General features: G+C 38.8%; 13 protein-coding genes and 1 rRNA gene. 2 read left to right on the top strand and 12 right to left on the bottom strand.

Features of this window, described 5'->3' with window-relative positions; all coding sequences use genetic code 11:
- The 10 genes from ABVZ64_RS03495 to ABVZ64_RS03540 all read right to left on the bottom strand — a co-directional run.
- Positions 1–119 (bottom strand): 16S ribosomal RNA (locus ABVZ64_RS03495); the annotation flags it as partial.
- A gap of 468 nt (positions 120–587) precedes the next feature.
- Entirely contained in the window at positions 588–848 is a 261-nt protein-coding gene (locus tag ABVZ64_RS03500; RefSeq protein WP_352399677.1) for a hypothetical protein, read from the bottom strand.
- Positions 849–1,075: 227 nt separating this feature from the next.
- Entirely contained in the window at positions 1,076–2,278 is a 1,203-nt protein-coding gene (locus ABVZ64_RS03505) for a dicarboxylate/amino acid:cation symporter (protein ID WP_352399678.1), read from the bottom strand.
- Positions 2,279–2,535: 257 nt separating this feature from the next.
- Positions 2,536–4,989, bottom strand: a complete 2,454-nt coding sequence (locus tag ABVZ64_RS03510) for a glycogen/starch/alpha-glucan phosphorylase (RefSeq protein WP_352399679.1) — start codon at positions 4,987–4,989, stop codon at positions 2,536–2,538.
- Positions 4,990–5,095: 106 nt separating this feature from the next.
- Complete coding sequence (locus ABVZ64_RS03515; RefSeq protein WP_352399680.1) at positions 5,096–5,548, bottom strand: hypothetical protein; 453 nt, start codon at positions 5,546–5,548, stop codon at positions 5,096–5,098.
- A 66-nt stretch (positions 5,549–5,614) separates the two neighbouring features.
- Positions 5,615–6,187, bottom strand: a complete 573-nt coding sequence (locus ABVZ64_RS03520) for a chromate transporter (RefSeq protein WP_352399681.1) — start codon at positions 6,185–6,187, stop codon at positions 5,615–5,617.
- Positions 6,184–6,729 carry a chromate transporter gene (locus ABVZ64_RS03525; RefSeq protein WP_352399682.1) on the bottom strand — a complete coding sequence of 182 codons (546 nt, stop codon included), beginning with the start codon at positions 6,727–6,729 and terminating at the stop codon, positions 6,184–6,186. Before ABVZ64_RS03525 ends, ABVZ64_RS03520 begins: the two co-directional genes overlap by 4 nt.
- A gap of 16 nt (positions 6,730–6,745) precedes the next feature.
- Positions 6,746–7,822, bottom strand: coding sequence for a peptide chain release factor 1 (gene prfA / locus ABVZ64_RS03530; RefSeq protein WP_352399683.1), 1,077 nt, complete (start codon positions 7,820–7,822; stop codon positions 6,746–6,748).
- A gap of 9 nt (positions 7,823–7,831) precedes the next feature.
- Positions 7,832–8,701 (bottom strand): peptide chain release factor N(5)-glutamine methyltransferase, encoded by an 870-nt coding sequence (gene prmC, locus ABVZ64_RS03535; protein ID WP_352399684.1) that lies wholly within the window; start codon positions 8,699–8,701, stop codon positions 7,832–7,834.
- Positions 8,688–9,626, bottom strand: coding sequence for a DUF1385 domain-containing protein (locus ABVZ64_RS03540; protein ID WP_352399685.1), 939 nt, complete (start codon positions 9,624–9,626; stop codon positions 8,688–8,690). The genes prmC and ABVZ64_RS03540 overlap by 14 nt, the downstream gene beginning before the upstream one ends.
- Before the next feature lie 365 nt (positions 9,627–9,991).
- On the opposite strand from ABVZ64_RS03540, the gene ABVZ64_RS03545 reads away from it, so the two are divergent.
- Both ABVZ64_RS03545 and rsiV read left to right on the top strand, forming a co-directional pair.
- Entirely contained in the window at positions 9,992–10,480 is a 489-nt protein-coding gene (locus tag ABVZ64_RS03545) for a sigma-70 family RNA polymerase sigma factor (RefSeq protein WP_352399686.1), read from the top strand.
- A complete protein-coding gene (gene rsiV / locus ABVZ64_RS03550) occupies positions 10,477–11,337 on the top strand; it encodes an anti-sigma-V factor RsiV (protein ID WP_352399687.1) in 861 nt (286 codons plus the stop codon). Before ABVZ64_RS03545 ends, rsiV begins: the two co-directional genes overlap by 4 nt.
- Positions 11,338–11,721: 384 nt before the next feature.
- On the opposite strand, the gene rpmE is transcribed toward rsiV, so the two are convergent.
- Positions 11,722–11,925, bottom strand: coding sequence for a 50S ribosomal protein L31 (rpmE, locus tag ABVZ64_RS03555; protein WP_352399688.1), 204 nt, complete (start codon positions 11,923–11,925; stop codon positions 11,722–11,724).
- Positions 11,926–12,039: 114 nt separating this feature from the next.
- Entirely contained in the window at positions 12,040–13,473 is a 1,434-nt protein-coding gene (gene rho, locus ABVZ64_RS03560; RefSeq protein ID WP_352399689.1) for a transcription termination factor Rho, read from the bottom strand.
- Positions 13,474–13,475: the final 2 nt, after the last annotated feature.

Here is a 13,475-nt window from a genome sequence, read left to right on the forward strand (position 1 = left end):
CGCCGCTAAGATATTTAACCTTCCAGCCGAAACCTTCCGTTTAAATATCTCCGCTCGACTTGCATGTGTTAAGCACGCCGCCAGCGTTCATCCTGAGCCAGGATCAAACTCTTAAATTAAAGTTTTGTCCTGCCAGTCTTAAATCTGGCTTTCTCTGGTTTTTTCAAAACCAGCAAACTCTTTTGTCTCTTTTAAAAGCATATGCTTTTGAATTGACTATGGGTTGTGTGTTTGTATTCTACTGTTTAGTTTTCAAGGATCAATTTTACTGTTGTTCGCTGTCATTTTTTCGTTATCAGCGAAGATTAGTTTATCATAATCACTTTAGCCTGTCAAGCTTTTTTTTGAAGTTTTTTTCTTTCTTCAAGATATTAACATTGGCTGTTTAGCTTTTACTGTGTTCCACAGTGTTTTGCAGTGACTTGTTCTATTATACACTAATTTAGATACTTGTCAACACCTTTTCCTTATTTTTTTTATTTTTCTTCCTTATCTGCTTTTTTACGCATCTCTTTAAGAGTATTGTTGAAAAACAAAGAATATAAGGCATCCAAACTAGGGGATGCCTTATAGGTAGTACTACTTTATTATTCCGCTGTTGCTTCACCATCAACAGAAGCTTCGGGTGCTGCATCAGTTGTTGTATCTGTTGCCGCATCTGTGGTTGTGTCTGTTACGCCTGCTTGATCATTAGTAACAGCTCCCTGTTCTTCAGGCTGAACGTCCTGTACTTCTTCCTGTGCTGGTGCATCAGATGGAGTTTCATTTGAATTTCCACAGCCAGTAAAAGCCAATGCAAGACCTAGGCATACTGCTACAATCCATCCTTTGCTCATTTTGTGTTTCATAATACATTCCCTCCTTATATGTTTTGCAATCCAACTATAGCACAAAAAAAATAAAACAACCGCTAAATGTATCGCATTATCGCTCATAATTCGACAAAAAAATCACCTTTTGGCCAACCTATTTCGCTGCCATTCCATGATTTTACATATAAGAAGGGGGAGATCTCTTTAAATCAAAATACACCCTTGAAATTACCTCTGTTTCATTAACCTCTATTTTGGTTTCCCTATTGCTCTAGCTTTGAAACAATCAATGTGCAAGCGGCATCCCCAGTAATATTTACCGTTGTTCTACCCATATCAAAAATTCGGTCAATGCCAGCTACCAATGCAATTCCCTCAACAGGAAGATTAACGCTTTGCAATACCATGGCCAACATAATCATGCCCGCACCAGGAACTCCAGCTGTACCAATAGAAGCTAAAGTTGCAGTCAAAATAATGGAAACCTGTTGCACCAAGGTTAAGTCCACACCAAAACAAGCAGCAATAAACACTGCACACACCCCTTGGTAAATTGCAGTTCCATCCATATTGATGGTAGCACCTAATGGTAATACAAAACTGGCAACATCCTTTTTGGCACCCAGCCTTTCTGTACATTCTAAGTTCAAAGGAAGTGTACCAACAGAAGATGCACTAGAAAATGCCATCATAATTGCTGGCATCATGCCCCCAAAAAACTTCAAAGGACTCATCTTCGCAAAAGCTTTCACTGCCAATGAATATACCAATATCATATGAAGAATGTACGCACCATAGGCAACGGTAAGCACCGTTAATAAACTGCCTAAAATTGAAGTACCATTTTCTGCCACCACAGGAGTGATCAAACAAAAAACCCCAATTGGGCTAAATTTGATAATGGCATCCATAATTATCATGGAAACTGCATTGGCACTTTCAACAAAATCTGCAAAGGCCTTCCCCTTTTCCCCTGCTGTAATAACGGCAAAGCCAAAAAATAGTGCCACAACAATTACCTGCAACATATTTGCCTCACTCATAGGTGAAATTATATTGCTGGGGAAGATATTAATTAATGTAGTAATGAATCCTGGTGCCTCTGACGCTGTATATTCCAAGCCACTTGTGGATATTTGCCCAAATAATCCTTTAAAAACATTTGCAAATACTAAGCCAATGACAACAGCAATTGCTGTTGTAGTCATATAAAATATAACCGTCTTAACACCAATTTTGCCCACCTTGCGAATGTCTTTCATTGAAATGACACCCGCCATGATAGAAAACAGTACAATAGGAACAACAATAAACTTAACTAAGTTAAGAAATAACGTTCCAAATGGTTTAATGTATTCCACTGCAATATAGGGTGTTTTCATAAGTGCGATTCCGGCTAAAATACCCAATATCAATCCTATAAAAATCCAAAATGCCAACGGAAACTTCCTCTTGCTACGTACCATACTCCCCTTCGCTCCTTCTACACTCTCATGATTTTTTTTTACTATTTCTATTCTAATTTTACATGAACTGTACTTATCTGACAAGTAACTTCTTTGTATATGCGTAAATTCCTATTGATTCACTGTATTATAAATAGAGTTCTTCCTCTGCATTTCCATTTATACTTCCAAATATTTTAAAAATCTAGTTCATAAATTCATCATAGAAAAAATTAAAATAAAAAAAACTCCCACACAAAATAGGTGGGAGCGAAACATTAAAAGTCTATCGACACAGCTGGCAACTGCCAGATCTCTTCTGCGTACTCCTTAATTGTTCGGTCACTAGAAAACTTGCCGCTCTTTGCCACATTACAAATTGCCATCCTTGCCCATCGTTCTTTATTGCGATAAGCATCATCAATTGACCATTGGGCACGACCATAATCAGCATAGTCTTCTAACACAAAATACTCATCGGCTTTGCTTCCGCCAAAACCATTTAATAAAGCATCATAAATCTCTCGGAATCGTTGTGTATCCTTATCAAAAGTCCCATCAATTAATGCAGTCATTGCCATTCGTACCTCTTGGTTCATATTGTAAATACTCCAAGGGTCATAAGTACCATTGTATTTGTCTTGCACTTCTTCGGCGCTCATACCAAAAATAAAGATGTTTTCTTCTCCAACTTCTTCAAATATTTCAACATTGGCACCATCCATAGTTCCCACAGTCAGTGCACCGTTTAGCATAAACTTCATATTACCCGTGCCTGATGCTTCTTTGCCCGCCGTGGAAATTTGTTCACTTACATCTGCCGCTGGAATCAACCGCTCCGCCAAAGACACACAATAGTTCTCTAGAAATACCACCTTGATTTTTCCATTGATAGATGGATCATTGTTCACAACCTCTGCCACGCTGTTAATCAATTTAATGATTAACTTTGCCCTTCGGTATCCTGCAGCAGCCTTTGCGCCAAAAATAAAAGTTCTAGGCACCATATCTAATCCAGGGTTCATCTTTAATCTGTTATAAAGGCCAATGATGTGTAGCACATTCAAAAGCTGACGTTTATATTCATGCAATCTTTTCACCTGAATATCAAAGATACTATCGGGGTTAATATCAATTCCTTTGGTAGATTTAATATATTTCGCCAAGGCTATCTTATTCTCACGCTTAATTTCCATAAAACGCTCTCTAAATTTTTCGTCATCCCCATAAGGCATAATCCCTTCTATCTGGGATAAATCCGTTATCCAGCCATCCCCAACTACCTCTGTCACCAACTCTGCCAGTTTGGGGTTAGCATGCAAAAGCCATCTACGTTGGGTAATGCCATTGGTTTTATTATTGAATTTTTCAGGATAAAGTTCATAAAAATCCTTGAGTTCCTGGTTTTTTAATATCTCCGTATGGAGGGCAGCCACGCCATTCACAGAGTGGCTTCCCACAATAGCCATATACGCCATACGAATTTGCCCATCTGCAATGATTGCAAGTCGACGAATTTTTTCCGGATTGTTACCAAACCGCTCCGTTAGTTCAAGGCAAAAACGTCGGTTAATCTCTTCAACAATTTGATATATGCGGGGCAACAAACGGCTAAACAAATCCAAAGGCCATTTTTCTAAAGCCTCTGCCATAATGGTATGGTTCGTATAGGCGCACACTTTTCTGGTGATGTCCCACGCCTGATCCCAAGGCAAGTTATTCTCATCAACCAAAACTCTCATTAGTTCAGCCACTGCAATACTAGGATGGGTATCGTTTAGTTGAAAAGCCACCTTTTCAGGCAGTAAGTTGAAATCAGAATGGTTATTTTTAAAACGCTCCACAACCCGCTGTACTGTAGCAGAAATAAAGAAGTACTGTTGCCTTAGTCTTAATTCCTTCCCTTGATAATGCTCATCAGCAGGATAAAGTACATCTGTTAGTGTTTTTGCAAGGGTTTCTTCCTCGGCTGCTTTTTGATAGTTGCCCTCGTTAAAGGACTTAAGGTCGATTCTATTTTTTGCCTGGGCATCCCAAAGGCGTAACGTGTTTACTGTGTTGTTGCCATAGCCCAAAACGGGGTAATCATAAGGTATTGCCATTACGGATTGGTATCCTTCTTGCACAAAACCGTATCCTCCCCCTTCCTTTGGCACGGCCCGCACATGTCCACCAAATTTCACCTCAACAGCATATTCATTTCTCCGAATTCCCCAAGAGTCTCCATCCTGCAACCAATTATCAGGCACCTCAACCTGATAACCATTTTCCAGCCTTTGCTCAAATATGCCATAATGGTACCTGATTCCGCAGCCATATGCAGGTAGCTCCAAAGTGGATAATGAATCCAAAAAACAGGCTGCCAAACGGCCCAATCCTCCGTTGCCAAGACCCGGGTCTGGCTCTGCATTTTCAACTGTATTAAAATCGATCCCCAGCTCATCAAAAACTTCTTTCATCTCATTGCTCATTTCCATGTTGATTAAAGCATTGCCAAAGAATCTTCCCATCAAAAACTCCATCGAAAGATAATAAACAGCTTTCACATCCTGCTCATAATAAGTATCGTGGGTTTTAATCCATTTGTCGGTTATTAAATCTCTTAAGGAAAATACAGCTGCATGATATATTTCTTCTACCGAGGCAGTTTCTAGGGTCTTTCTATACAGGGTCTTTACATTCTCTCTGATCATTGTTTTTAATGTCTCTTTTTCTATCCCAATCTGTCCCATAAGAACCTCCTTTAGGGGAATTCCCTTTTTCCATTGTAAAATTTCTCGGCACTTTTTAATTTACTATAACAAAGCATTCCCCATTTTGCAATGAACCTTTCCTCTTTTAAACAAAACAAATCGCAACGCCTAAAATAAACCCTGCTATTCCACCCATTGCGGATAATACGGTCTCCCTCAAAGTAACCCCCTCAGGAAATAGGCCTCCACAAGCACAATATAATGCTGTACCACCAATGACACTTCTTGGTAATGCCCACGCACCCACAACAAATGCGTCAAATACAAAAGCAACTGAAAAAATCATTATACTTCTAAGTTCTTTTCCAAACCCAAACTCTGGGTATTTTTCTTCTGCCCAAACCCCAAATACAATCCCCAATATTGCCCCCAGTCCAGCCCATAGGAACTCCTCTAAAAAAGCTGGGGGTAAAAATAAAAAGCAAAGATAAGCTAAAATGGTACCCTCCAAAAAACGAAAAGGCAACGGATAGGCTTTATTCCACCTACTCGCTGCCCACAGCAGCACCCAATACACAGGAATCGACAGCCATAGCATAATACGCCCTTCCTCCTTATTCCATATATCTCTATCATATGGATGGAAAAAGCCTTTCATTCCGTATCAAAAAGTAAATATGATACCAACTACCGCCCCAATTGCAATATATAATACCGGGTGCTTTTTATATTTATTTGTTAAAAATAACATCATTATAAACAAGATACACTCTTTCATACCGATTAAACCAAAAAAGTTTTCTGCTGTAATTTCAGATATTTTGTGAACGTGTAATAATGCACTGATAATCACTCCAAACCCAGCCGCTCCAATCAGCCCAGTTACTGCTGGCCTAAGCATATAAAAGGCATCTTCCACATGGGCATTATTCCGAAATTTTTGCAAAAATTTAGATATGACAATAATAATAACAATCGAAGGAAATACCAACCCCACCGTTGCCACAATACTACCCAAGGGCCCACCAAACTGAAATCCTGTATATGTTGCCATATTAACCCCTAAGGGGCCTGGTGTTGACTCAGAAATCGCCACCATATCGGCAATCATGCCCTGGCTAAACCAATCATATTTATCTGCAAGCTTATATAAAAATGGTAATGTAGCTAAACCACCACCCACAGAAAAAAGCCCTATTTTAAAGAATTCATAAAACAATACCACCCAGCCGCTCATTTTGCCCTAGCCTCCTTTAAAACAGGAATGACTACACCTATGACCGCTGCCCCCAAGACTACCCAGATTGGTGATAACTCAAAGATTGCTGAAAGAAGAAAAGCAACTACTGCAATCACACCACAGAGTTTATCGACTACTGACTTTTTCCACATCCCAATCACGGCATTTACAATCAAAACACCAACAACCACACGAACGGCTCCAAAAGCATGTTGTACAATGGGAAGCTGTGCAAAGTTATTCAAAACTGCCGCAATAATTACAACAATAATCACAGAAGGAAAAATACTTCCAATTGTTGCAGATATAGCTCCCAAAACACCCTGCCGCTTGTATCCAACAAAGGTAGCCGTATTAACAAAGATAATCCCTGGTGTACATTGCCCAATGGCAAAATAATCCAATATCTCATCCTCTGTAGCCCAACCTCGTTTTGTTACTACTTCACTTTGTAGCATAGGTAGCATGGCGTATCCACCACCAAAGGTAAAGCCGCCTATCCTACAAAATGTGATAAAAAGCTGCCAAAGTTCCTTCACGCCTTCACCACTTTCTTTATTCTGCCAGACCACCAGCCTGCATTTTTTCCATTTGGTCAGTGGTAATCAGAGCATTCAATAATTCATCTAGTTCTCCATTTAATATGCTATCAATTTTGTGCAGTGTCAAACCAATTCTATGATCCGTGACACGACCCTGGGGAAAATTATAGGTACGAATACGCTCACTTCTATCCCCCGTTCCAACCTGGGAACGGCGGTCAGCAGAAATTGCAGCATCATGGGCCTGTCTTTCTCTTTCATATACTCTGGCATAAAGAACCTTCAATGCTTGATCTTTATTCTTCAACTGGGATTTTTCATTCTGGCAAGAAACCACAATTCCTGTGGGCAAATGGGTCATACGCACTGCTGAATCCGTAGTATTTACACACTGACCACCATTACCCGAAGCACGAAACACATCTACCCGAACATCATTCATATCAATGTGAACGTCAACTTCTTCTGCCTCTGGCATAACAGCCACAGTAACTGTGGAGGTGTGAATACGCCCACCGCTTTCTGTGGTAGGAATACGTTGAACTCGATGCACACCACTTTCATATTTCATACGAGAATAAGCTCCAGCCCCAGTTATCATAAAGGATACTTCCTTAAATCCACCAAGATCATTTTCATTGGCATTCATCAATTCCACTTTCCATCGTCTGCCCTCGGCATAGCGTGCATACATACGGAATAAATCCCCCGCAAATAATGCTGCTTCATCACCACCAGCACCCCCTCTAATTTCCATGATCACGTTCTTATTATCATTGGGGTCTTTGGGTAAAAGCAAAATCGTAATTTCCTTCTCAAGCTCTTCAAACCGAACTTTATTTTGTGCAAATTCTTCTTTCACTAAATCACGAAAGTCTTCATCCAATTTATCATTCAACAAATCCAAACCTTCTTGAACTGCTTCTTTTACTGTTTTGTATTCACGATATGCCTCAATTAGGGGAGTCATATCACTGTATTCCTTCATTAGCTTTCGCCATTCCGATTGGTTGGCGATGATATCAGGATCATTTACTTGGTCTGCTAAATCAACATATTTACTTTCAATCTCAGCCAATCGTTCAAACACGGTTCCACCTCATTTTTGCTTCCTTTCTAATTTTCCAAAAACAACTCTATCTAATCCTGCCAAATCTTGCTGCAGCGAGCATTGACTAAATCCTGCCCTATTCATCATCTCTAATAATGCCCGGCCTTGGTCATAACCTATTTCAAAAAAAAGCCAGCCACCCTCACGGAGCCAAAAGCAGCTTTCCTCAACAATACCACGATAAAAATCCAACCCGTCCTTACCACCATCTAGGGCATTTCTAGGCTCATAATCCCGTACCTCAGGCATCAAACCCTCTATTGCTTCTTTTGAGATATAGGGCGGATTGGACACAATTGCATCAACCCTTCCCTTTAGCTTTACAGGCACTGCAGAAAACAAATCACTTTCGATCCAATCAACTACTACTTGATTATCTTCGCCATTCTTTCTTGCAAAGTCAAGTGCTACAGGGCTAATGTCCAAACCAACTGCATCCATTTGTCCAAAATAGGTAAGGCAAATTGGGATACATCCACTTCCTGTCCCCACGTCTATTACTTTTTTTATCTTTTCCCTCTTGGAAATCTCCAATACAGATTCTACCAAGACTTCTGTGTCACCACGAGGAATTAATACCCCTTCTCCAACTTTGAAAGTTAGCCCCATAAATTCACACTGTCCTAAAATATACTGCAACGGACGGTTCGATTCCCTTTGGGTTAAATACCAATTATATTTTTCCTCATTCTCAAAAGTGATTTTTGCATCGCCTTGAGTCAGTAGTGCGACTCGATTTATCCTGCAAACATCCATCAGTAAAAGTTCTGCCTCAAAAGCGTAGTTGTCCTTATTGGCATTCTTTAAACGTTTTTTACCTTCTTGCAAAACCTGGGTTAAAGTCTTATTCTCCCTCATCTTCCAGTACTCCCTTCATCGCCGCAATCGCTGTTTCGATCTGGGCTTCGTCAGGTTCGGCTGTTGTTATTTTCTGCAAACAAAAACCAGGATAACTGATAAAAGCAACAATTTTACTATCGGATTTTCCTGCCCAACGAATGACTTCATACGAAATACCTGCAATAAAAGGTACCAAAATAATTCTGGAGGCCAGACGAAGAACCAAAGTGTCCGTCCGAACAAAGAAGAATACTATCATACTAATAATCATAACAAAAAGCAAAAAGCTGGTTCCACAACGCTTATGTAAGCGAGAGCAAGGCTTCACATTAGCAACCGTTAAATCAAGACCACTTTCAAAACAGTTGATGGTCTTATGCTCCGCCCCATGATACTGGAAGACCCTTTTAATTTCTTTCATTCTAGAAATTAAGAATAAGTAAACTAAAAAAATTGCAATTCGCAAAAGTCCTTCTATTACACCCAAAGCCCATACCGGAACCATTTCCTTGAAGAAGTTTCCTAACCACACAGGCAGAACAAAAAATAGACCCATGCCTAGTACTAAGGAAAGGGTAACACTAAAATATATCAAAATATCATTGATTTTATCACCCAATTTATCCTGGAGAAATTTTTCAAACGGAGATAATTCCTCTTCCGCCCAATCTTCCCCTGCGATTTCTGCAGAATGCATTAGAATTTTTGTGCCTGTAATTAATGAGTCCACGAAAGCACCGATACCTCTAAATATAGGATACTTAAATAGTCCCTTGGCACCAATACCACCCCACTCATTTTTTTCAAGAGTAATGCCACCTTCAGGGTTTCTGACCGCCATTGCATACATCTTCTTCCCACGCATCATTACACCTTCGATTACGGCTTGTCCGCCTATACTTGTTTGGCGTACCTTTTTTTCTTTATCTAAACTTGACACCATATCAACTCTCTTCTTATTTGAAATTTGTATTGCAATTTATTATTATAACACAAAAGGCTATAAACAGAAATTCATTTTTAATTGTAGCATAAATAAAATGTCCAAATCAAATATTTACAGCAAACTGTAAAAATATAACAATAGAAATGACTTTGTGATAATTGATAAATCTAATGAGACTTTCTTTTATTTTTCTTTCCGAATGCAGTAGGGTATAGACACTGCACACCCGCAATCACCCAAAGATCTGTAAAATATCACTTGTTTTTGATAAAAATAAAATAAAATTTCTAAATTTATTTTTTATTTTTTACCAAACTTTATGCCACACATTACTGTCTAAGCTTATGAAAGGAGTTAACCTTATGAACAAAAAACAGCTGTTTGAACAATTTATTACAAATAAAGACAGTCTGGATCAGGCCTACAGATTTGCCTTTACTTATACAAGGAACCAGCAAGATGCAGAAGATATTGTAAGTGAAAGTGTTATCAAAGCATTACGCTCCATCCACAAATTACAAAATACGCAATACTTAAAAACTTGGTTTTATAAAATTATCATTAACACCGCTCTCACACTAATCAAAAAGAATCAGAAAGCCGTTTTAATCGATTATGCAGCATTAGATAACCATCTAGCAATTTCTGATGATTTTTCAAATATTACATTCACACAAATGATACAACATTTGGATGAGAACTATCGAATAATCATTGTACTCCGTTTTTTTGAAAGGATGCAAATTAAAGAAATTGCTGAGTTACTTGACCTCAATGAAAACACTGTAAAAACCAGGCTGTATCGCGCATTGGAATTATTAAAGATTGATATGGAGGAAGTAGACTTATGAGTAAAACACTAAAAAATTTAAACGAAGAATACGAAAACATATCTGCCTCAAAAGAGTTAGAAGAAAGGATTAAAATGATTATGAAAGCAGAAAAGAAAAAACAACCCTGGATTAAATTTAGTACCGTTGCGGCAAGCACTGTTATCGCAGCCTCTATTGCTTTAAATGCAAGCCCTAGTTTCGCTTATGCCATGACCGAAGTCCCTGGTATGGACACTGTTGTTAAAATACTCACTTTTGGTCGCTATGTGAATGAAGAAAATGGCTATGAAGCCAATATTGTTACCCCTCATATTGAAGGACTGCTAAACCAAGAATTACAAGATCAGTTAAACGCAGAGTTTAAAGACAATGCAGATGCCTTAATTGCAGCCTTTGAAAAAGATGTAAAAGCCTTAAAAGCAGAGTTCGGTGACGAAACTGTTCACATGGGGATTGATTCAAACTATATTGTAAAAACGGATAACAATAATTACCTAGCCATTGATGTTTATATCTTAAATACCGCAGGTTCCTCCTCCACCGTTCATTCCTTTTATACCATTGATAAACGTACCAATAACTTGGTCACGTTGCCAAGTCTTTTCAAAGAAGGGGCTGATTATGTAACACCTATCAGCAAGTATATTACTTCCGAAATGGAACGAATGAATGAGTCCGAGGGCGGTATGTTTTTTATCCACGGCCAAACGGAAATTGGAGAAGGATTCCAAGCCATTCAACCTGAGCAAAACTTCTATATCGACAATGATGGCAACTTAGTTATTTGTTTTGATAAATATGAAGTGGCCGCTGGCGCACAAGGAAGCCCCGAATTTGTAATTCCACAGGACATTCTTAGTGACATCGCAAAATAAAACAAAACCCCCTATCTATTTCATAGGGGGTTTTTATTTTATTCTCTTTATTTATCTTTTGTTCCAATGGATGAGTTGAATCGTTAATTTTTATAATAAAAACACGGTTACACATTTTCAAATGATTTTTTCCACAGTTTCTTTGAGTTGTCCACAGCGAATTTGCTTTAATACACTTGATTTTTTCTAGTTATCCACATATTGTCCACAGCATGTACATCTTAAGCTATTTATGCTCTTTGTCCACCTCTAAGGCATTAATAAATTACTTTTTTTCTTATAAAAAAAGTGCAGGATAACATTCCCTGCACGTTTCTTGTTTTTATTTGATTTAAGAAACCAAAAAGATAGAACTCTCTTTTTGCTCTTTCCAATTTGCAAAAATTACTTTCTGCCGTATTTCTTGTTGAACTTTTCAACTCTACCGCCAGCTTCCAGAAGTAATTTCTGGCTACCTGTGTAGAAAGGATGACATTTAGAGCAAACTTCGACTCTGATTTCTTCCTTTGTGGAGCCTGTTACGAACTCGTTACCACAGTTGCATTTAACCTTTACCTGATTGTACTCGGGATGGATTGCTTCTCTCATTTTTTTCACCTCGTAATTTAGATTTGTTGATCAATAATCCTAATTATTTATAGACAACACTAGTAGTATATCATAACTTATTTCTCTTTGCAATAAAAAATCAAAAAGGTTTTATCACTTATCAAACAGTCCCAAAGTTTTTTCCCAAACAGGAAGTCTCTCCATGAATTCTTGATTATTTTGGGTCTTTTTCATCAAATCATAAAAACCTTCAACCATTTCCATTTGACTCATAGTGGATGCCATTCTTCGCAAGGTAAAGTTACACTCCAACTCTTGCTCAGTAAGTAGTTTTTCTTCCCTTCTAGTTCCGGATTTAATAATATCCATTGCTGGGAAGATACGACGCTCAGAAAGACGCCTATCAAGAACCAATTCCATATTACCAGTACCTTTAAATTCTTCAAAAACAACTTCATCCATTTTGCTACCCGTGTCCACCAAAGCTGTAGCCAGTATGGTTAAACTACCACCATGTTCAATATTTCTGGCGGCGCCAAAAAAACGTTTTGGCATGTATAACGCCGCAGGATCTAAGCCGCCAGATAGTGTTCTGCCACTAGGCGGAATAGTCAAGTTATAGGCTCTAGCTAATCGCGTTAAGCTATCTAATAGTATAACCAGGTCTTTGCCTTGCTCCACCAGGCGTTTTGCCCTTTCCAGAACCATTTCTGTAACTCTTTTGTGGTGTTCAGGCTGTTCGTCAAATGTAGAATACACAATCTCCACATTTTTACCTTCAATAGAACGCTGAATGTCCGTTACTTCCTCAGGGCGTTCATCAATTAAAAGCACAATAAGATGTACTTCCTTATGATTTTTCGTAAGCGCATTGGCCATTTGCGTTAAAAGTACGGTCTTGCCTACCTTAGGAGGTGCAACTATCATTCCTCTTTGTCCCTTGCCAATAGGCGCACAAAGGTCAATAATCCTTCCAGATAGTTCTTCCCTCCCCACTTCAAACGAAAGTTTCTCCTCCGGATAAATCGGCGTCAAATCTTCGAAATTCGGACGCTTGGAAGCCAAATCCGGTTGATCACCATTCACGGATTTTACAAAAAGTAGCGCCCCAAATTTTTCGCCATCCCTAGCCGTACGGATATTTCCATTTACTGCATCTCCTGTTTTTAGATTAAATCGACGGATTTGAGATGGTGAAACGTAAATATCACCGGTACCTGGAAGAAAATTCTGCGTTCTTAGAAAGCCAAATCCATCTGGCATTACCTCTAATATACCTTCTCCAGCCACGCTGTTCTCCATCACAGTAGCCTTCTCATCCTTCTGTACAACTTTTTCTTTATGATGATTTTCTTCCTCTTTCAGTTCGTGGTTGGTCTCATTCTTTCTTATCGTCTCCGGATTGTCTTGCAAAGAAAAACCATAAGCAGTCACACGCTTAACGGCCACTGACTCCGCTTGGGACTGCTTTTCCATAATTTTTTCAATTAATTCACTTTTCTTTAATGAGGAAATGGACTTAATGTCCATTTCCTTTGCCATATCTCGTAGTTCTGCTAGAGTTTTTTTCTGCAGATCGTTTCCCATCT

This window comes from Anaerotignum sp. (genome assembly GCF_040307045.1).
Lineage (GTDB): Bacteria > Bacillota > Clostridia > Lachnospirales > Anaerotignaceae > Chakrabartyella.